This is a genomic window from Enteroscipio rubneri, assembly GCF_963929405.1.
GTDB classification, from domain to species: domain Bacteria; phylum Actinomycetota; class Coriobacteriia; order Coriobacteriales; family Eggerthellaceae; genus Enteroscipio; species Enteroscipio rubneri.
The window spans coordinates 575,771-594,551 of sequence record NZ_CAWVIN010000001.1 but is presented as its reverse complement, the minus strand read 5'-3'; the positions used below and the strand labels follow the sequence as shown (position 1 = coordinate 594,551).

Here is an 18,781-nt window from a genome sequence, read left to right as displayed (position 1 = left end):
GTCATGTCCTTTCATATGTTCAGCCAACTCGGCCGAAGGAGCTTACAGCTCGATGGTAACCTCGCGGCGGTCGCCATCGGCTGTCGGCACTGTTACCGTTCGATAACCGGCTCGCGCCATAAGACGGTATGCACGCTCGATGTCGCGAGCCACATGTTCGGGCTTGTGCGCGTCGGTACCCACCGTGCAGGGCACACCTGCACGGCGAAACGTCGCCAGCAAGGCCGGCGCGGGGAACATCTCCTTGCAGGCATAGTAGGTCCCCGACGTGTTCACCTCTACCATGCGGCCCGCCGCTGCACACGCTTCGGCCGCCCGGTCGTAGAGCGGCTGAGGATCGAAGCTGGGATAGAAGTTGAACTTCTTTGCGAGGTCGGGATGCGACATCACCTGGAAGGGAGCGTCGGAGGACACGGCCTCGCACCACACCTCGAAGTAGCGGCGCCAGATATCGTCGGCACCCACCTCGTCCCAGCGCCCGCGCTGAGCGGGGTCGTCGAAAGGCCACCGGTCGACGAAATGCACGGAGCCCAGGATAAGCTGGAACGGCGAGAGGTCTTCCGCCGTCAAGTCGCGGTCATCGTCGTCGCCAAGCCAGTCCAGTTCGCAGCCCACGATGACCTCGATCTCGGGATGGGCCGCGCGCGCCTTATCGATGGCGGACAGGTACTCACCCACTCGCTGCTCGGGCATGGCCAGGTAGTGCCGCGGATCGAACGCATCGGTCAGCGGGTAATGCTCGGTCACGGCGATGGTGGCCACACCGGCGGCCGCAGCGGCCGAGACGAGCTCTTCCACCGTTCCTTCGCCATGATTAGTGAAGCAGGTATGCGTATGGGTGGTGATCAGTTCCATGCTCGGTATACCTCCGCATCGGCGGCCCGCGAGCGGCTGCCCGCCGCGTACGGGCCGATTATCAGTTCCAGTCCAGCACCGTCGCTGTCGCGTTGATAAACGCGTCCACATCGCTTTGCCGGGTGTCGCGTCCCATCGAGATACGCAGAGCCCCTAGCGCGCGATCGGCGTCAATGCCGATCGCGCGCAGCACGTGACTCGGCTCGAGCGAACGCGACGAGCAGGCCGATCCTCCCGACACGCCAAAGCCTTGGCGGTCGTAGCGGAGAACGAGTGTCTCGCTCTCCAGACCGTCCACCAAAACGTTGACGATATTGGGAAGGAAGTCCTCGCTGCCTTCCGCCACATCGACCGTCGCCTCGACCGGTCCGAAGCCGGTCAGCGACCCATAGAGCCGATCGCGCAGGCCGCGTAGACGGGCAGCCTCGGCCTCCTGCTCCTCCGCAGCCTCGCGGCAGGCGGCCGCGAACCCCACGGCGCCGGCCACGTTCTGCGTGCCGCTGCGCCGTCCCGATTCCTGCCCCCCGCCGAGCATCTGCGCAGCGAACGGCGTGCGAGCCTTAAGAAAAAGGGTCCCGACTCCCTTCGGGCCTCCGATCTTGTGAGCCGAGAACGACGCCGCGTCCACGCCGAGGGCACCGAGATCGATGTGTGCCTTACCGAGCGCCTGCACGGCGTCGGTGTGCATAAGCGCACCTGCCGCGTGGACCGCGTGCGCGAGCGCCGCCACGGGCTGGACGCTACCGACCTCGCTGTTAGCGGCCTGCACGCTCACAAGCACCGTGTCCTCATCGAGGCTCTCCTCGAGGGCGTGGACCTCGATGAACCCCTGGCGGTTCGGCTTGAGACGCGTGACGCGGAAGCCTTCCGCCTCAAGAAGCCGCGCCGGCGCCAGGACGGCTTCGTGCTCGATAGCCGATACGATAACGTGCGGCGACGCCGTGCGGCCGTGCCGGCGACGCTCTTCGGCTGCAGCGCGGGCAATACCGAGCACGGCCATGTTGTCGGCTTCGGTCGCCCCCGAGGTGAAGATGATCTCGCCGGGACGACGTGCGCCCAGATCTCGCGCAATGGAAGCGCGGGCGTCTTCGAGCGCGGCGAAGGCGGTACGACCGGGCGTATGCAGCGAGTTCGCGTTCGCCCCGTGCATCAGGCCGAGGAATCCGGGAGCAAAAAATGGAGCCATGGCCTCCAAGGCACAGGCGCGCGGCAACGCCGTGGCAGCGTAGTCGAGATACACGTAATCCGAAGGCACAGGCATTGCTCAAACCTCGTCCAGTATGTCGGATAGCCCGAGGGCGGCCGCACGCGCCTCCTCGGCAGCCGTGCGTATGGCTTCAAGAGCCGCCCCAGGATCCTTCGCCGCGAACACCGCATTGCCGCACACGAGCACATCGGCCCCAGCAGCGGCCACGCACGGCGCCGTTGCAACGCCAATCCCCCCGTCCACCTGGATGAGCGGACTCGCGCCGGCCATGCGTGCAAGCTCCACGACGCGCGCAACGCGCGCATCGCTCCCTTCGATGAAGCTTTGGCCCGAGAAGCCCGGCTCCACGCTCATGACAAGCACCATGTCCACTTCGCCGATGACGGGCACCACGGCCTCGATCGGCGTCGCCGGCTTCACGCTCACAGCGGCCCGGGCCCCCGACCCGCGAATGTCCGAAACAGCCCGGAACAGACCAGCCTCGTCGAGCGCCTCAACATGGACGGTGACGGAATCGGCGCCCGCATCGAGAAACCACGACACCTGCTCGAGGGGATTGTCGATCATCAGATGCACGTCAAGCGGGAGCGATGTGGCCTTTTTTAACTGTCTGACCACCGGCACGCCCATCGTCAGATTCGGGACGAAATGGCCGTCCATGACGTCGACGTGAACATACCCCGCGCCAGCCTCCTCAATGAGCGCGATATCGCGCCCGAGATCCATAAAATCGGCCGACAGGATGGAAGGCGCTATCTTCACCGGTTCGAACATCAGGACTCCTCACGTTGATCGCTTCATCCATTCTAGCTCAACGACGCAAACGCGGCGTCTCTCCGACGCCTGGCGGCGGAGAAACCACATGCAGAAGCGATGGGCGGCGCCCGATGCGCGCAACGCCGAGATGCATGAGTCGGAATACGGCATGCAGTATAATGATGCGAAATCGACCGGAAGGGGCGATCATGGCTTCGAAATGCTTGACGTACTATCCCTACCAGACACCACTCGGGCACCTCACGGTAGCCTCGGACGGCTCGGCTATCACAGCCATCGCGTTCGGCAGCCCGCCGCTCCCCGGCGAGCGGCGGGCGACCGAGCTCACAAACCGCGCGGCAAACCAGCTGCAAGAATACCTTGCCGGTAAACGGCGCGCTTTCGATCTGCCGCTCGCTCCTGAGGGAACGGAGTTCCAGAAGCGCGTATGGGCTGCGCTCTCCGACATACCCTACGGCCAGACGCGCTCCTACAGCGAGGTCGCTGCAGCTATCGGCAATCCGAAGGCATGCCGTGCCGTCGGAGGAGCGAACAATAGGAATCCGCTGCCTATCGTCGTTCCTTGCCATCGCGTGATCGGCGCGAACGGCTCGCTCGTCGGCTACGCCGGCGGCTCGAAGATAAAAGCCTATCTGCTCGATCTTGAAAGCCGCGCATGCGAGGAGGACGGCGACTAGCCTCCATTCGATCGAATCGCGACCCACGGCATCTATCCAACATCCAGAAAGGCCCTCCTTCCCCCTCATGAACGTCTACGTGTCCAACATCGTTTTGGCGGCAGTTGCTTTCCCGTTGCTCGCCTTTGTCATCACGCTTCCCTACCTCGTCTTCCAATATCGCAAATTCGGTTCCGTTCCGTGGCTGCACACCCTCGTCGTGTATTCGTTCGTGTTCTATCTTCTGTGCGCGTACTTCCTCGTGCTGCTGCCCCTGCCCGAGAACCGCGCAGCCGTGGTGCCGTACGCCCAAACCCCGCAGCTCGTACCGTTCAGCTTTGTGCACGAGTTCCTCGCCGAGACGCCGTTTTCGGCAGGCGATCCTTCCACCTGGCTCGCCACGCTGCGCGACCCCTCCGTCTACGAAGCCCTTTTCAACGTGCTTCTTCTCGTGCCTTTGGGCATGTATCTGCGCTATTATTTCCGACGCACCTGGTGGCAGACGCTTTTTATCGGCTTTCTGGTCACGCTGTCGTTCGAGCTCACGCAGCTCACGGGTCTTTGGGGAGTCTATGCTCATCCGTACCGGTTGTTCGACGTAGATGACTTGATTTTGAACACGTTCGGCGCGATGATCGGCTTCTGGATGGTCGGACCCGCCATGCGCGTGCTGCCCGACATGCGCCTCGTAGACGAGGAGGCGCGCGAGGCCGGCGTGCGCGCGAGCGTCACCCAGCGAGCGCTGTCGTTCGGCATCGACTTGATCTTGGCCCAAGCGGCGGCGGGTGCACTCGCATCGATCGTCGCTTCGGCTGGGGCGCGCGAGACGCTCGAAGCAGCGGGCGGATCGTGGGGGTTCGCCGTGCAGGCTCTGGAGCTCATAACACTCGTAACTTTCTTCGTTGCCGTGCCCGCATGTTCGCACGGCCAAACGCTCGGCCAGCGGCTATTGAAATTGCGCATCGTGCGCTCCGACGCCTCCTGCGCCCGTTGGTACCAGATCCTCGCGCGCTACGGCCTGCTCTATCTGTTCGCCACGGTTCCCTTCGCGCTGCTGTTCGGCGTATTGGATCTCGATCCGTCGAAGGCCGGCGAGATGAACGCCGTCGCAGCGTTCGCCGTAGAGCATCGAGCGGTCGTCGTTTGGGTCTGGATCGCGTTCATGTCCATCTGGGGCGCATCGCTCATCGTGCGGGCCATGCGGGCAGCCGTGAAGAAACGTCCGTTCGTCATGCTCAACGGCTTGCTGTCCAACACGCGGGTTATGACAGTCGCGGGGGTTGAGCGCGAACGCGAGAGGCGCCAGGTGCTCGACGTACCCGAGATCGGGGAGCTCGAGCGGCGTATCGCGCAGGATGGCACACCACTTTCCGAGCTCATGGAGCGTGCCGGATGCGCCGTTGCCGACACGGTACGTGCGCACGTGCCCGATCCAGCTCCCGTCGTGGTGCTGGCAGGCTCGGGCAACAACGGAGGCGACGGGTGGGTATGTGCCCGCATCCTTGCGGAAGCTGGGTATCCAACGACCCTTGTGGCAGCTGAGCTTGCCGAAAGAATCCGTGCGGAACCGGCCCGCCAGACGGCAATCGAGACGTTCTCCGAGATATCGGCGCGCAAGCTGCCGCTCACGGTGCTCATCGCGCCCGACGCCGATGTGCTCATCGACGCCGTAGACGGCGCCGCCGCGGTTGTCGACGCGATTTTGGGGACAGGCTTTTCGGGCGACGAGGTGCGTGAGCCGTATGCAAGCTGGATCAGAGCCGCTAACCGGCGTCGCTTCGAGGGCGGGCGGGGAAAGGGCCGTGGACGCCACCGCCGCAGGCGGCACGAGCGTGGCGAGCACGAACTCGGCACGCGGCGCGCACTCCCGGCCCGCGCCAAAGACGCCCCTTTCGCGGTCGCCGTCGATACGCCGAGCGGCCTTTCGGCTCAATCGGGCGCCGCCGCCCGCCCCACCTTCGCCGCCGACATCACGGTGACGATGATCGCGTTCAAGCCCGGGCTCGTCTTGCCCTCGGCTGCGCGCTGGACCGGCTTGGTGAGACTGGAGAAGCTCGTCGATGCGCACATCTGCCTCGAGCGGTTGCGCGCAACCGACTCCGGGGATGAGCCGTTTCGAACGCAGGTATAAAAACGCCCTCCTTCGGATGGGGGGTCCGAAGGAGGGCTTGCAGTACGCACAGAGGAGAAGGGGGAAGGTGCGCATGCTCTTGGGCCCGTCGGAGGTTTGAGAGAGAGGGGGGGGGGTTCACACGAGAGACGAGACGACAGGCCCTGTATAGGTTGTATCAGTGTTCGTTCGCGGCGCAGGACGCAGGACGCACTTCCCTATCGCTTATTGCGGATAAGCGCATCGGGTCCAGCATCGCGATCTCCTTTCGACATCTGCATCCCAACAGCCGCGCTGCGATGGGGATGCGTTCGTTTCGACAAGGAGTACTCTACGATACGAGAATGCGTTGCGCGATGCGATCGGCTCGACGGTCAACGCGCGGTGGTCGATCCGACAACCGGCCGAAACCTGCGCGCCGCCGCACCCGATCGCACCGTGCGCGAGTACGGCAAGCCCCCCCCCCCGAAAGGGACCTTCGGATCGGCGTGGGCTATGCGGTCCAGCGTCGCCCCTCCCCGGCATCCGAACGGCCGGCCGGGTGCGCAAAGCCTCCTACAAGCCGTAGAATTCGGTAGTGAGAGGACGGCTCGTCAGGGTCTTTGCCACATCGTGCGGGTCGGCGCCCTCCCAGACGATAGCGCGCACGACATCGGTTATGGGCAGCTCCACGTCGTAGCGGTCGGCCAGCGTCTTGAGCGTCTTGCACGCGAGCGCGCCTTCGGCCACCATGTGCGTCTCGGCGATGAACCCGTCGAGCGTGCCGCCTTCGGCCAAGAGTCTGCCGAAACGACGGTTGCGCGAATGCTCGGATGTGCACGTAGCCACGAGGTCGCCCGTGCCGGCCAGCCCCATGCAGGTGATCGCCTGTCCGCCGCAACGCACGACGAGGCGGCTCATCTCGGCCAGGCCGCGCGTCATGAGCATGGCGGCCGTGTTGTCGCCGTAGCCGAGGCCATAAGACACGCCCACAGCGATGGCGATCACGTTCTTGAACGCAGCGCACAGCTCCACGCCGCACACATCGTCGCTCACATAGGTGCGGAAGGTCTCGGCGGCGAACAGCTCTTGGAAAAACGCTGCGGTGCCTTCGTCCGAGCTGGCAATGACGGTGCCCGTCGGGATGCCGCGGATCACCTCTGCAGCGAAGTTCGGGCCCGAGAGCACGGCCAGACGGCTCGCGTTGCCCATCTCGGCCTCGAACACTTCGACCGGCAGAAGACCGCTTCCCTCCTCTACGCCCTTCGAGCATATGATGATCGGGAAATCGGCGTCTACGACGTCGGCCAACGCGCAGGCCACACCGCGCATGAGGTTTGACGGCGTGACGATGACGGCCGCTTTCGCGCGCAAGAGCGCATCTTTGTACGAAGTCGTGGCCACGATGTTTTCGGACAGCTCGACGTCGCTCAGGTAGCGCGGGTTCACGTGGCTGCCGTTGACAGACCGCACCACCTCGGGTTTACGGGCCCACAGCCCCACGTTGCAGCCGTTGCCTGCGAGCAGCTGCGCGAGCGCCGTGCCCCACGAACCCGCCCCGATAACCGCGATCTTCATGATAGTCCCTTCCACCGTTGTGCCGCGTCGTCCGGAGAGCGCATCCCCCAGGGAAACGGAACGACTGGCACCTCGAAGCGCCGATACCGTCGATCGTGCCGCTCAAAGCCCTCATTCGCAAGCAGAAGCGCGCTTCGCCCGGCGTTCACGGCCGCCTTGACCGTCTTGGCGCTCCACGCCGATGCAATCGGCGCTATGCGCTTTCTCAAGCTCTCTTCCTGTCGCCTATGCGGCTTTCCGTGCCGGCGCGCAAGCGCTTGATATTCTCCCGATGCGCCCACACCACGGTCAGGCCCGCGACGGCGCAAAACGCCACCGCCGCCCAATCGCCCCAGAAGAAGTACAGCGCGAAGAACGGGCACGCCGCCGCGGCAGCGATCGACCCGATGGACACGCGCTTGGTGGCGACGACGAGCACGATGAAGATGAGCAGCTCCAAACCCGCACCGACCCAGCCGAACGTCACGAACAGGCACCCCACGGCCACCGCGATGCCCTTGCCGCCCTTGAACTTGAGCCAGGGGCTGAAGACATGCCCCCATACGCAGCCGAGGAACGCTACGGCGAGCATCGTGTCGTACGAGACGAGCACCCCGGGCGCCAGCCCCCCGCTTGGGAGAATGTTCCAGCTGAACCACCAGGCAAGCAGGCCCGACAGCAAGCCTTTTCCAAAATCGAGTACAAACACGGCGTAGCCGCCCACCTTGCCCATCGTGCGGATGGCGTTCGTCGTGCCGATGTTGCCGCTGCCGTGCTCGCGCAGATCGGTATGGTAGAACACTTTCGAGATGATGAGCCCGAAAGGAATCGACCCCAACAGGAAAGCCGCGACAAACAGTCCGGCCGCACCTAGCGCGTCTTGCATGCGCTCCCCCTTAATCCTTTTTCTTGAACTTGAACCTGATCGGCGTTCCCACGAGATCGAAGCTCTCGCGCAGGCGGTTCTCGAGGAACCGTTCGTAGTTGTCGTTCACGAGATCGGGACGGTTGGCGAAGAACGTGAACTGGGGCGGGCACGAAGCCGTCTGGGTGACGTATTTCACGCGCAGGATCGCCTTGCCCTGCGTCACCGTGTGGCCCGTCTCACGGATGGCCGCAAGCCAGGTGTTGAGCTTATTCGTGGGAATGGTCTGGCTGAAGTTTCCGTACGCTTCATCGATGGCCTCCCAGATGCGATCGACTTTCTTGCCGGTGAGCGCGGATACGGCGAGGACAGGCGCGTAGCCCACGAAAGTCATGCGATCGGCGATGCGCTCGCGTATTTCGGCCTTGGCCTCGGGACCTTCGACGAGGTCCCACTTGTTCAGGACGATGACCATGGCGCAGCCGCGCTCGGCGGCGAATCCCGCTACGCGCTGGTCCTGGTCTGTCAGCCCGAGTGTCGAATCGATGACGAGCAGCGCCACGTCGGCGCGATCGATGGCGCGCATGGCGCGAACGAACCCATAGTATTCCACGTCCTGGTCGATCTGGGCCTTGCGGCGCAAGCCCGCCGTATCGACGATGGTGTAGCGACGGCCGTCGTGCTCGATCACGGTGTCGATGGCGTCGCGCGTGGTGCCGGCCACATCCGACACGATGGAGCGCTCGCCAGCCGTGAGCCGGTTCGTGAGCGACGACTTGCCCGCGTTCGGCCGACCGATGATGGCAACATTGATGCCCGGATCGTCATCAACATCCTGAGGCAGCTCGATGCAGCGCAGCTTCTCCACGATCGCATCCAGCAGATCCCCCGTGCCATGGCCATGCATGGCCGACACAGGCCACGGATCACCCAGTCCCAGCTGGTAGAACTCGTACATCTCGTCAAGACGGTTCGGCGTGTCCATCTTGTTCACGACGAGGAATACCGGCTTCGCCGTGCGGCGCAGGATGCGCGCGACGGCCTCGTCGTCAGCGTTGATGCCCGTCTTGCCATCTACGAGAAACACGACGACATCGGACTCGTCTGCTCCGGCGAGCGCCTGAGCCCGGATGGAACCCTGAAACGCGTCGTCGTCACCCATCTCGATGCCGCCGGTATCGATGAGCTTGAAATCGACGCCGTTCCAGTCGGCCTCGTGATACGAACGGTCGCGCGTGACGCCGCGCATCTCATGGACGATGGCCTCGTCGGCCTGGGCTATGCGGTTCACGAAGGTGGACTTGCCGACATTCGGCCGTCCTACCACCGCAACAATTGGCAGGGGCATATGGGTATCCTCACAAAAGCGGTCGATGTTGCGGGCCGACGTCACTGCGCGGCCAGATCGATGATCTCCTCCAGGAAATCCGATGGATTACAGGATACCACGGCCAGCGGCACGCCCGCGGCCATTTCCATATCCTTCAAACTCATGTCATCCAGCGTCACGCCGTCGTCGTTGAAAACGACGCACGGCAGCAGGAAGATCGGAGCGCGCCGGCCGGTCTCGCCAGCGCCGGCCTGCTTCTTCACCGCCGCCACGATGTCACAGCCGCAGAGGAGCCCGGTCACGTCCACGTTGCCGCCGAAGAAGGCATTCTCCACGAAGAGCGGATCGAACAGACCCTCGAGCGGGCTCGCAGCCACGAGCGGTGCGATGACGTCCTGCATCGCCAAGCCGTAGATGAAATGCACGCGCGCGTCCGCGAGCAGCATCGCTTCGGCACAGCGCGCGACAAGCCCGGATCGCTGCGCGTCTTCCCAATCGTCGGCAAACGAACGGACGATGCCCACGCCGTCCTCGAACATGGCAAAGTCCCCATAGTGCTCCGTTGGAGGAAGATCGTCCAACAGGCGCGGACCGAAGGCGTTGCGGTAGAACTCGTCGGCCGTGAACGCCCATGCCGTTCCGCGCTCCTCGCATGCGCGTCGTTGGAAGGGCTCCACGAGGTTGAGTACGGCGCGTGCGGCGGCAGGGTCGTTGAAGCTGCGGTCGAAGCGTCCTTGATGCCTCGTGAACCCAAGGGGCACGATGCAAACGTCGAGGATGCCGGGACGCGCGTAGGCCCATTCGAGCGTATCGGCCAACACTCCGCCGTCGTTCTCGCCGGGCATGAGCACGATCTGCGCGTGGAACTCGATGCCTGCGGAGAGCAGGCGATCGAGGGCCTGAAGGCCGTCTGCGGCGTGCCTGCCGATGATCCGGCGCCGCACGTCGGTGTCGGCCGCATGCAGGGAAACCCGCAAGGGCGAGATATGCTGCTCGACGATGCGCGCCTCGTCGTCGGGCGAGAGGTTCGTGAACGTAACAAATGTGCCGGACAGGAAGCTCAAGCGGAAGTCGTCGTCGCGCAGAGAGAGTGAGGGGCGCATGCCGGGCGGCAGTTGCCGCATGAAGCAGAACGTGCAGGCATTGCGGCATTGCTTCACGCCGTCGAATACGACGCCCTCGAACCCGAAGCCCCACTCCTCGCCCTCGTCGCGATCCAGTTCCACCACGCCGACGTCGCCATCGAGGTCGATGTAGCCCACCGCGATCGTATCGTCCGAGGACAACCAGCGCCAATCGATGAGATCGCGCAAAGGCCGACCGTCAACCGCAGTCAGAAAGCAACCCGGTTCGAAGCCCGCATCGTCGGCGGGGCTGCCGGGCGCGACTGAAGACACGAACGCTCGCGGCGATCCTTCGGCGTGCAAGTCTTCCGGCGCCGGCAAAGCGCCGCCACCGGCATCTTCGCCGGCGGCCCGCAAGACGTCGGCAGGCGGATAGGATGACGTGCTCGGCCGCCCGTCAAAGCATGGCGTCACCTTACGTCGCCCCCTCCCATAGCCGTCGCTACAGGTAGCGCATCGGATCGACAGCGGCGCCGTTGACCTCGACCTGGAAATGCAGATGCGCGCCGAACGAGTGACCGGTGTTGCCGACGGCACCGATATGCTCGCCCCGTTCAACATGTTGCCCCACCGAGACGAATACGGCCGACGAGTGCATGTACTTGGTCACGAGGCCGTTGCCGTGCGCGATCACGATCCAGTTGCCTGCACCCCCGTTGTAACCGCCGTCATAGGTGGCATAGATCACCGTACCGCTGTCGGCCGCGTAGTAGGGCGTACCCTCGGCTGCGCCGAAGTCGACGCCCTTATGGAACGATCCGGTGAACTCGCGATACCCGAAAGGGCTCGTCAGGCTGCCAGAAGGACACGGGTGCGTAAAGATACCCGATCCAGACACGACGGAACTCCCCTGCGACGAGCCCTTCTTCGTCGCTTCGGCCGCAGCAGCCGCTTGGCGCGCCGCCTCGGCTTCGAGTTCCTCTTGAGCCTGCAGCTCGGCCACCTCGACCGTAATCTTGTCGGCCTCTGCACGGAGAGATTCCTGCGTGGCCTCGATCTCGTCCATCAGAGCGGATGCTTTCTGCATTTCGTCGGTCGCCGCCTGCCCTTGCGCAGCGTACTCGTCGTGAGCCGCCTGAGCTTCGGCGCGGACATCCTTCGTCTCCTGCACGAGCGCAGCATCCTGATCGGCGATGCGCTCGAGCATATCCCACGCGGTCAGGAACTCCTCGAACGTCGTCGATCCCAGCACCACGTCGAGCAAGGACGACGACCCCCCGGTCTTGTACAGGCTCACGGCCCTGTCGCCCAAACGAACCTGCAGCTCATCGATGCGCGCCTCGGCTTCATCGATGCGCTTCTGCGCCTCATCCATAGCCGCCACGGCCGCATCGTGCCGCTCGAGCGCGCCGGCATAGCTCTCATTCGCCGCATTGAGATCGGTCTGCAGGGCATCGATCTTCTCGAAGAGAAGATCGGCTTCGGCTTGCTTCTCGGTCGACGTCACCGCGTACGCGGGCGACAGGGGCAGCCCGGCGAGCGCCGCTGCCGCGACAAGCGCACAGAGCGCGAGGAGGAGGGATGAGAAGAGCGTGCGTTTTGTGTTCGAGTTCTGCATATGCACCTATTCTTTCGATTCGGTTGCGAACCGTTCATGGCATGATAGCAGAAAGCGCCGAGAAGATGCGTCCCGACGCGGATCCGACGACTTTCTTCGCGGGACCCCTTGCGCACTCCTTGGCTCGGTGATGCGCATGCGTCCCGCTTGCGCGGTGCTCACAGCATCGCAAGGCGAGCGACCACGGCGGCGATCTGGTCCTCGGGCGTGCTCGCGCCAGCAGTCACGCCCACGCTTCCACAGTCCACGAACCAGGCGGGCTCAATTTCCTCGGGGGCCTCGATGTGGTGCGTGCGCGGGCAGGCGGCAGCGCAGATATCGGCGAGGCGCGTCGTGTTCGACGAGTTGCGCCCGCCGATGACCACGATGGCGTCCACGGCATCGGCCAGCGCCGCAGCCGATTCCTGGCGTTGGCGCGTGGCGAAACAGATGGTGTTCTTCACCTCAGGTTCGATGCCGCGCGCGACGAGAGCGGCCACCACGGCGTCGAGCGCCTCGCGGGTCTGCGTCGTCTGCACGACGATGCCCACCGGCGCCTCAAGCCCATCAGGCAGATCGGCAGGACCGGCCACCACGGCTACCTCGCCGCCTGCTTCGCGCGCATGCGCGACGAGGCCTTCAACCTCCGGATGGCCCTCCTCGCCCACCACCACCACGCGTCCGCAACGGCGAGCGAGCGCAGCGGCGGCCTTCTGAGCGCGGGCGACGTGCGGACAGGTGGCATCTATGAGCGGCAATCCCCGCTCTTCCACCATACGGCGCACAGCCGGCGTGACGCCATGGCTGCGGATGATCACCGAGCCGCGTTCCACATCCTCCGGTCCCGACACCGCGCGGACGCCGCGCTCGGCAAGGTCGGCCACCACCTGCGGGTTGTGGATGAGCGGCCCGAGCGTAGATGCGCCCTCCCCTTCCGCAGAGGCCTCGACGGCCATATCGAGCGCGCGCTGCACACCGTAACAGGCTCCCGCATGCTCCGCCAAGATCACCTTCATGCGGCCGTCTCTTTCGCCGCCTTCGCTTTCGCGGCTTTCTTCGCTTCGATCTGCGCCATGACCTCCTCGGAGGTGCGTTCGGGGATCGGATGCTCGGCAAACGATGCCGTGAAGTCCTTGCCGCCCGGGAACAGCGCCGGCATGTCCACCTGCCCGCGCGGCACGCGCAGCGACAACGCGAAGCACTCGCGCATGGCGTACCACGTGCAGCCGTCCAGACGGTCCTCCTTCGGGAGAAAGTCGAAGTCCTCCACGAGGATCGGGTTGCCGTACTCGATGGATATCTTGGGGAAATGCAGCCGCTCGCCCTTGCGCTTCACATTCTCGGCATTGCGCACGGTCATGGGAAGGATGGGCACGTGCCCCATCTTCGCGATGAACGCCGCGCCGGAATGGATCTCGGGCGTCTTCGTTCCCTTGCCGCGGCGCGTGCCTTCGGGAAGTATCCCCACGATCTCACCGTTCTTCAACATGCGCGTTGCGCGTTTAATGGCGGTGCGGTCGGCGGAGTCGCGCTTGATGGGGAACGCCCCCACGCGCGAGAGGATCTGGCCCACCAGGCCGTTCGCGTTACCGAACAGGCTCTCGCGCCCCATGAAGCGGATCCATTGCCCAGGCCGCGTGACCAGGTACATGAACGCCACATCCAAAAACGAGGTGTGATTCGCCACCACCACGAGACCGCTCTTGCCCGAAAACGCGCGGATGCGCTCGCGGTGCTCCACCTTGTAGCGGAAGCAGATCTTGAACACGAAGGCAAGAAAGCCCCAGATGAGGTTGCCCGACCAGTGGGGCGCCTGCTTCTCGTCGGACGAACCGCCGAACGGCATGTCCCACATCTTCTCGTAGGGAACAAGCAGGCTCATCGGGCGTCCTTCTCGCGTGCAAGCCCCACGATGTCCTCGATCACATCCTCGATGAAGCGGCCTGTGGAGTCGAGACGCACGGCGTCTTCGGCGGGCTTGAGGGGCGAGGCCGCGCGCGAGGAGTCATGATCGTCGCGACGGCGGATGTCGGCGAGCACTTCGTCGTAGTCGATGGAGCCCACGCCCCGGTCGACGTTCTGGCGCACGCGGCGATGCGCGCGCTCCTCGGCCGACGCGGTGAGGAACACTTTGACCGGGGCCTCGGGAAACACCACTGTGCCGATGTCGCGGCCCTCCACCACGTAGTCGCCCGAGCGCCCGATGCGCTGCTGCTGCTTCACGAGCGCTGCGCGCACGGCAGGGACGGCCGACACGGGGCTCACCGCGCGATCTATCTCAGACGTGCGGATGGCCGAGCTCACATCGACGCCTCCGATGGTGACACCCTTGGGCATTGGGTCGTTCGATTCGTGCAAAAACGCGATCTCACAATCGCGCGCGATGCGCCCGAGCGTCTCTGCGTCATCGAGCGCGACGCCGTCCTCAAGAGCACGCCACGCCACGGCGCGGTACATGGCGCCCGTGTCCAAACACGAGAAGCCCAGTTCGCGGGCCACAGCTTTCGCAACCGTGGATTTGCCGGCCCCGCTTGGGCCGTCGATGGCGATGATCATCGTGCCAACCTTTCGATATCGGAGAGAAACCGGGGGTAGCTGATCTTCACGGAATCGAAGTGGGCCACCTGCACGGGCGCGGTGCCGCAAAGCCCCGCAAGCGCCCATGTCATAGCCAGGCGGTGATCCATTTTCGAGTCGAACAGAGCCCCTTCGGGCGTATGCAGGCCGGGCTGGCCCTCAACGTACAGATCGTTTCCGTCGATCCACGCGTCCACGCCGAGCACCTCAAGGCCTTCCACGATGGCGGCCAGGCGATCAGTCTCCTTGACGCGCAGCTCACCTACCTCGCGAAACACCGTTACCCCTCGTGCATGAGCAGCGACGAGCGCGAGTACGGGCACTTCGTCGACGATGGCGGCTATCTTCTCGGCAGGCACTTCGCAGCCATGCAAATTCGAGGTGTAACACGCCGAGATGAGACCGAAAGGCTCCTTTCCCTCTGCGCCCATGTGCCGCACGCTCACTTCGGCGCCCATGCGCTCGAGTGTGCGTGTGAAACCGATACGCGCGGTGTTCAAGCTCACGTTCTCCACCTGGATGGAGCTATCGGGCTTGAGCACGGCGGCGCACACGAGGAAGGCAGCTGAGGACGGATCGCCCGGCACGCGCACCTCGCAGGCCGTAAGGCGAGCGGGGCCCGTCACGCTGGCCGTGCGTTCGGCTGCTGTGGTGGTCACGCCGAACTCGGGCAGCATGAGCTCGGTATGGTTGCGGGAGGGAGCAGGCTCGTTCAAGGTCGTCGTACCGTCAGCGTAGACGCCGGCCAGAAGCACAGCAGTTTTGAGCTGGGCCGAAGCCATGGGTGCGTCGTAGGTGATGGCGCGCAGACGCGGCGAGCCGCATATCGTCAGCGGCAGCGTCTCCCGCCCCTCGGGCAAGAAGCGCGCACCCATCTTCATAAGCGGAGCGGTGATGCGGCGCATGGGACGACGCGTGAGAGACTCGTCGCCCGCAAGCTCCGCCTGCACGTCCCAAGGCGCGAGCACGCCCATAAGCAGACGCGCGGTGGTTCCGGAGTTGCCGCAGTCGATTGCGCCGTCGGGCTGCTTCGGGCCGCGCGAGCCCCAGCCGGTGATGCCGCCGGCGAGGCTCCCGTCGGGTTGCTTCTCAAGCGACACTTCGGCACCGAGCTGGCTCACGGCCCTGATGGAGGAGCGCACGTCCTCGGAGTCGAGCACGCCCGAAAGCCGCGAGGTGCCCTCGGCCATAGCCGCGAACAGCACGGCGCGATGCGATATAGACTTGTCGCCGGGCACCGAAGCAGAACCGTGCAAAGGCGCCGGCAGGGGGTTCACGACGGTATGGATGGCTTCATGCGACATGAGTATGCTCCTTTGCCGTCAACGGGCTGAACGAAACTGAGAAACCTGCATTGATGAGCTGCGCGGACAGCCGCCCGACGTCGCCCTCATCGGTGAGCACGAGGCTGAGCACGGCGCTGTCCTCGGTGACGTGGTCGATCTCGATGGATTGGATATTGCAGCCCGCCGAGCTCGTGACGGTAGTGACCTCGGCCACCACGCCGGGACGGTCCTCCATGGGAATGCGCACTTCCAAGAGGCGCTCCGTGGAGGGCACCCACGCCGCAGGCAGCGCCCGGCGAGCCTCGGCGGCTTCGGCCAGGAGTGCCGTGAGCGCTGCGCGGTCGTCAGATGCAAGCGCATCTGCGAACGAGCCGATGATACCCTGCATCTCAGCCAGCCCTTCTCCCAGAGCCTCGCGATTGTCAAACGCGATGCCGCACCACAACTCGGGAGAGCCGGCCGCGATGCGCGTGGAATCCTTGAAGCCGCCGGCGGCCAGGCGCATGAGCGCCTGCTGGTCGTCGGCATGCCGGCTCGCCAGATGCATGAGCGATGAAGCCATGATGTGAGGCACGTGGCTCACGACGGCGACGGCCGCATCGTGGTCCTCGCGCGGAAGCGCGATGACGCGTGCGCCGAGCGAGGTGACAAGCTCGTGCAGGCGCGGAAAATGCTCGGCGGGCGTGTTCGCATCCGGGCAGAGGATCCAATGCGCGCCTTTGAACAGATCAGGGCGCGCTCCGTCGATACCGTTCTTCTCCGAGCCGGCCATGGGGTGGCCGGGCACGAAGTGCTCAGGATGCGGCAGGATCCTTGCAGCTGCCTCGGAAATGCGAGCCTTCGTGGATGCCGTATCGGTGACAATCCCGCAGAAATCCCAGGCGGCAAGACGCTTCAGATGTCCCTCCACCGCATCCACGGGCGCCGCAAGCACAACGAGGTCGCAGCCTTCGCGCACGAATCGCTCGAACACTGGGTCATCGGGCAGCGCGCCCTCCGTCGCCCAGCCGCGCTGGACGGCCTCCTGCAGCGTGCGCGCGTCGACGTCGACGGCGAGCATCTTCGTGCCCGGATGCACGGAGCGGACCGCAGCAGCGAACGATGCGCCGACGAGGCCGAAACCGACGACGGCAATGCGCTCGAAACCCGTCCGATCCGTCTGCGCTGATTGCTTGTACGCCATGCGGTACGGCACCTCTCCCTCTCGTATGATCATGCGTTTCGTTTATGGAATGCGTCCGGAACGGACGTATCCGGCATCATTCTAGCATTAATCGCGGCTCTCGGCCGCCGCATGCAGCGCTGCCACTTCGTCGGCCGAGAGCTCGCGCCAGGAGCCCCGAGGAAGCTCCCCCAGCTCGAGCGGCCCGAACGAGTCGCGATGCAGCGCCACCACTGGGTGCCCGATGGCTCCAAGCATACGCTTGACCTGGCGCTTCCTCCCCTCGCGCAGGCAAATGCGCACAAACGAGCGCTTTGCAGCGCGCCCCCGGCACGCATCCGCGTACTCGCGGGAGGAGCGCGGCGGCACTGCGGGCGGCACGTCGAGCACGCGGCCTGCGCGCATCGCCGCGCCGCCTTCGAGCAGGCGCGCGTCGGCCGGCAGAGCGAGTCCATCGTCGAGTTCGATGCCATGGCGCAGCGCTTCGAGTTCGCGCTCCGTGGGACGACCTTCCACGCAAGCAAGGTAGCGCTTCACTACGTGGCGTTTAGGGTGCAAAAGCCCGTTTCCCAGCTCTCCGTCGGTGGAAAACAGCAGAAGCCCCGTCGTATCGGCGTCGAGCCGGCCCACCGGAAAAAGTCCCGGGCAAGCCTCCGTCGGCACGAGCTCGGCCACGGTAGGACGCCCCTGCGGATCGGACATCGTGGTCACGAAGCCGGCCGGCTTGTGCAGCATGAGCGTGACCGGCCCATCGGCAAGCCGCACCACTTTGCCATCTACGGCCACCTCGTCCACGAGCGGATCCACCTTGCTTCCAAGCTCGGTCACCACCCGCCCGTTCACCGTTACGCGTTCGGCCGTCATGAGGTTCTCCGACCCGCGTCGGCTCGCCACCCCTGCCCGAGCGAGGAACTTCTGCAGCCGCATGGGCACGATGCGAGGCTCGGGGTTACTCATCGTCCGTCTCGAACGTCAGGTCTTCGAAGTCGATCTTCTCCACAAGCCCGAACCCGCTCGAAATGGCCTCAGCGAGCATCTGCTGAGCTGCATCGGCGGCAGCCTCCTCACGCGGCGTCTCCATGCTCACGACCGCGGCTTCATCATCAAGCTCGAACTCCATGCCGTCGAGAGGATCGTCTCCCTCTCCGCCCAGGCGCGCGCCCTCGGCGATGCGCACGTCCTCGCGCGTCGCAGAAAGACGCTCTCGGATAAAGGTGCGCGTATCGTCGTCAGGCGCGAATTGGTCGAGGTCGGGCAGATCGACAGTCGAACGCAGCCCGAACTTTTCCAAAAACGCACGCGTCGTGGCGTAGAGCGTGGGATTGCCCGGAGAGTCGGCAACGCCCGCTTCGCGCACGAGTCCTTTTTCCACGAGCGAGTTGATGGAGCTGTCCGAGTTCACGCCGCGCACGCTAGCCACGCCGCTTCGCGTGACCGGTTGCATGTATGCCACGATGGCGAGCGTCTCCATAGCCGCCTGCGAGAGCTTGCGCGTATCCCATGACAGCACGTACTTCTCGATGAGCTCATGGTACACCGGATGGGTGTACAAGCGCCATCCGCCGGCCACCTCGCGCAGCTGGATGCCGCGGTTCTCCTCCGCCAGCTGCTCGCGCAAATCCACGAGTGCGCGCTCTGCCTCGAGCGGCTCCACTTCCAGCATATCGGCGAGCGCGATGGTTCCCACCGGTTCGTCGGTAACGAACAGCAGCGCCTCAACGGCCCCTTTAAGCTGGTTTTCCTGCAAGCCTTGGAACAT

17 protein-coding genes are annotated in these 18,781 nt (G+C 64.9%); 2 read left to right on the top strand and 15 right to left on the bottom strand.

The window, feature by feature from the left end:
- Positions 1-42: 42 nt before the first annotated feature.
- From ABGT83_RS02580 to rpe, 3 genes are all read right to left on the bottom strand, one after another.
- Positions 43-855, bottom strand: a complete 813-nt coding sequence (locus ABGT83_RS02580) for a histidinol-phosphatase HisJ family protein (protein WP_346685758.1) — start codon at positions 853-855, stop codon at positions 43-45.
- A gap of 61 nt (positions 856-916) precedes the next feature.
- The gene (locus ABGT83_RS02575) at positions 917-2,116 is read right to left on the bottom strand and encodes a cysteine desulfurase family protein (RefSeq protein ID WP_346685757.1); all 1,200 of its coding nucleotides are present in this window, start codon (positions 2,114-2,116) and stop codon (positions 917-919) included.
- Positions 2,117-2,119: 3 nt separating this feature from the next.
- On the bottom strand, positions 2,120-2,836 hold the full coding sequence (rpe, locus tag ABGT83_RS02570) for a ribulose-phosphate 3-epimerase (protein WP_346685755.1): 717 nt from the start codon (positions 2,834-2,836) through the stop codon (positions 2,120-2,122).
- Positions 2,837-3,027: 191 nt separating this feature from the next.
- Between rpe and ABGT83_RS02565 the strand changes: the two genes are divergently transcribed.
- Positions 3,028-3,516 carry a methylated-DNA--[protein]-cysteine S-methyltransferase gene (locus tag ABGT83_RS02565; RefSeq protein ID WP_157938976.1) on the top strand — a complete coding sequence of 163 codons (489 nt, stop codon included), beginning with the start codon at positions 3,028-3,030 and terminating at the stop codon, positions 3,514-3,516.
- 67 nt (positions 3,517-3,583) lie between these two features.
- Positions 3,584-5,626 carry an NAD(P)H-hydrate epimerase gene (locus ABGT83_RS02560; RefSeq protein WP_346685753.1) on the top strand — a complete coding sequence of 681 codons (2,043 nt, stop codon included), beginning with the start codon at positions 3,584-3,586 and terminating at the stop codon, positions 5,624-5,626.
- A gap of 534 nt (positions 5,627-6,160) precedes the next feature.
- On the opposite strand, the gene ABGT83_RS02555 is transcribed toward ABGT83_RS02560, so the two are convergent.
- From ABGT83_RS02555 to scpB, 12 genes are all read right to left on the bottom strand, one after another.
- Complete coding sequence (locus ABGT83_RS02555; protein WP_103264917.1) at positions 6,161-7,162, bottom strand: NAD(P)H-dependent glycerol-3-phosphate dehydrogenase; 1,002 nt, start codon at positions 7,160-7,162, stop codon at positions 6,161-6,163.
- Between the two features lie 205 nt (positions 7,163-7,367).
- The gene (gene plsY, locus ABGT83_RS02550) at positions 7,368-8,027 is read right to left on the bottom strand and encodes a glycerol-3-phosphate 1-O-acyltransferase PlsY (RefSeq protein WP_346685751.1); all 660 of its coding nucleotides are present in this window, start codon (positions 8,025-8,027) and stop codon (positions 7,368-7,370) included.
- 10 nt (positions 8,028-8,037) lie between these two features.
- A complete protein-coding gene (der, locus tag ABGT83_RS02545) occupies positions 8,038-9,354 on the bottom strand; it encodes a ribosome biogenesis GTPase Der (protein WP_346685750.1) in 1,317 nt (438 codons plus the stop codon).
- Positions 9,355-9,395: 41 nt separating this feature from the next.
- The gene (locus tag ABGT83_RS02540; protein WP_346685749.1) at positions 9,396-10,733 is read right to left on the bottom strand and encodes a DUF512 domain-containing protein; all 1,338 of its coding nucleotides are present in this window, start codon (positions 10,731-10,733) and stop codon (positions 9,396-9,398) included.
- Between the two features lie 169 nt (positions 10,734-10,902).
- Positions 10,903-12,018 (bottom strand): murein hydrolase activator EnvC family protein, encoded by a 1,116-nt coding sequence (locus ABGT83_RS02535; protein ID WP_103264913.1) that lies wholly within the window; start codon positions 12,016-12,018, stop codon positions 10,903-10,905.
- Positions 12,019-12,176: 158 nt separating this feature from the next.
- A complete protein-coding gene (gene ispH / locus ABGT83_RS02530; RefSeq protein WP_103264912.1) occupies positions 12,177-13,013 on the bottom strand; it encodes a 4-hydroxy-3-methylbut-2-enyl diphosphate reductase in 837 nt (278 codons plus the stop codon).
- A complete protein-coding gene (locus tag ABGT83_RS02525) occupies positions 13,010-13,879 on the bottom strand; it encodes a lysophospholipid acyltransferase family protein (protein ID WP_103264911.1) in 870 nt (289 codons plus the stop codon). The genes ispH and ABGT83_RS02525 overlap by 4 nt, the downstream gene beginning before the upstream one ends.
- Complete coding sequence (cmk, locus tag ABGT83_RS02520; RefSeq protein WP_103264910.1) at positions 13,876-14,553, bottom strand: (d)CMP kinase; 678 nt, start codon at positions 14,551-14,553, stop codon at positions 13,876-13,878. Before cmk ends, ABGT83_RS02525 begins: the two co-directional genes overlap by 4 nt.
- Entirely contained in the window at positions 14,550-15,878 is a 1,329-nt protein-coding gene (aroA, locus tag ABGT83_RS02515) for a 3-phosphoshikimate 1-carboxyvinyltransferase (RefSeq protein ID WP_103264909.1), read from the bottom strand. Before aroA ends, cmk begins: the two co-directional genes overlap by 4 nt.
- A complete protein-coding gene (locus ABGT83_RS02510) occupies positions 15,868-17,076 on the bottom strand; it encodes a prephenate dehydrogenase/arogenate dehydrogenase family protein (protein WP_239926406.1) in 1,209 nt (402 codons plus the stop codon). The genes aroA and ABGT83_RS02510 overlap by 11 nt, the downstream gene beginning before the upstream one ends.
- 54 nt (positions 17,077-17,130) lie before the next feature.
- The gene (locus tag ABGT83_RS02505; RefSeq protein ID WP_103264908.1) at positions 17,131-17,979 is read right to left on the bottom strand and encodes a pseudouridine synthase; all 849 of its coding nucleotides are present in this window, start codon (positions 17,977-17,979) and stop codon (positions 17,131-17,133) included.
- Positions 17,972-18,781 (bottom strand): SMC-Scp complex subunit ScpB, encoded by an 810-nt coding sequence (scpB, locus tag ABGT83_RS02500; protein WP_103264907.1) that lies wholly within the window; start codon positions 18,779-18,781, stop codon positions 17,972-17,974. The genes ABGT83_RS02505 and scpB overlap by 8 nt, the downstream gene beginning before the upstream one ends.

Excerpts from the sequence above, each read along its gene's own strand:
- ABGT83_RS02580 (WP_346685758.1), bottom strand. The coding sequence starts at position 855 with ATGGAACTGATCACCACCCATACGCATACCTGCTTCACTAATCATGGC.
- ABGT83_RS02575 (WP_346685757.1), bottom strand. The coding sequence starts at position 2,116 with ATGCCTGTGCCTTCGGATTACGTGTATCTCGACTACGCTGCCACGGCG.
- rpe (WP_346685755.1), bottom strand. The coding sequence starts at position 2,836 with ATGTTCGAACCGGTGAAGATAGCGCCTTCCATCCTGTCGGCCGATTTT.
- ABGT83_RS02565 (WP_157938976.1), top strand. The coding sequence starts at position 3,028 with ATGGCTTCGAAATGCTTGACGTACTATCCCTACCAGACACCACTCGGG.
- ABGT83_RS02560 (WP_346685753.1), top strand. The coding sequence starts at position 3,584 with ATGAACGTCTACGTGTCCAACATCGTTTTGGCGGCAGTTGCTTTCCCG.
- ABGT83_RS02555 (WP_103264917.1), bottom strand. The coding sequence starts at position 7,162 with ATGAAGATCGCGGTTATCGGGGCGGGTTCGTGGGGCACGGCGCTCGCG.
- plsY (WP_346685751.1), bottom strand. The coding sequence starts at position 8,027 with ATGCAAGACGCGCTAGGTGCGGCCGGACTGTTTGTCGCGGCTTTCCTG.
- der (WP_346685750.1), bottom strand. The coding sequence starts at position 9,354 with ATGCCCCTGCCAATTGTTGCGGTGGTAGGACGGCCGAATGTCGGCAAG.
- ABGT83_RS02535 (WP_103264913.1), bottom strand. The coding sequence starts at position 12,018 with ATGCAGAACTCGAACACAAAACGCACGCTCTTCTCATCCCTCCTCCTC.
- ispH (WP_103264912.1), bottom strand. The coding sequence starts at position 13,013 with ATGAAGGTGATCTTGGCGGAGCATGCGGGAGCCTGTTACGGTGTGCAG.
- ABGT83_RS02525 (WP_103264911.1), bottom strand. The coding sequence starts at position 13,879 with ATGAGCCTGCTTGTTCCCTACGAGAAGATGTGGGACATGCCGTTCGGC.
- cmk (WP_103264910.1), bottom strand. The coding sequence starts at position 14,553 with ATGATCATCGCCATCGACGGCCCAAGCGGGGCCGGCAAATCCACGGTT.
- aroA (WP_103264909.1), bottom strand. The coding sequence starts at position 15,878 with ATGTCGCATGAAGCCATCCATACCGTCGTGAACCCCCTGCCGGCGCCT.
- ABGT83_RS02510 (WP_239926406.1), bottom strand. The coding sequence starts at position 17,076 with ATGATCATACGAGAGGGAGAGGTGCCGTACCGCATGGCGTACAAGCAA.
- ABGT83_RS02505 (WP_103264908.1), bottom strand. The coding sequence starts at position 17,979 with ATGAGTAACCCCGAGCCTCGCATCGTGCCCATGCGGCTGCAGAAGTTC.
- scpB (WP_103264907.1), bottom strand. The coding sequence starts at position 18,781 with ATGTTCCAAGGCTTGCAGGAAAACCAGCTTAAAGGGGCCGTTGAGGCG.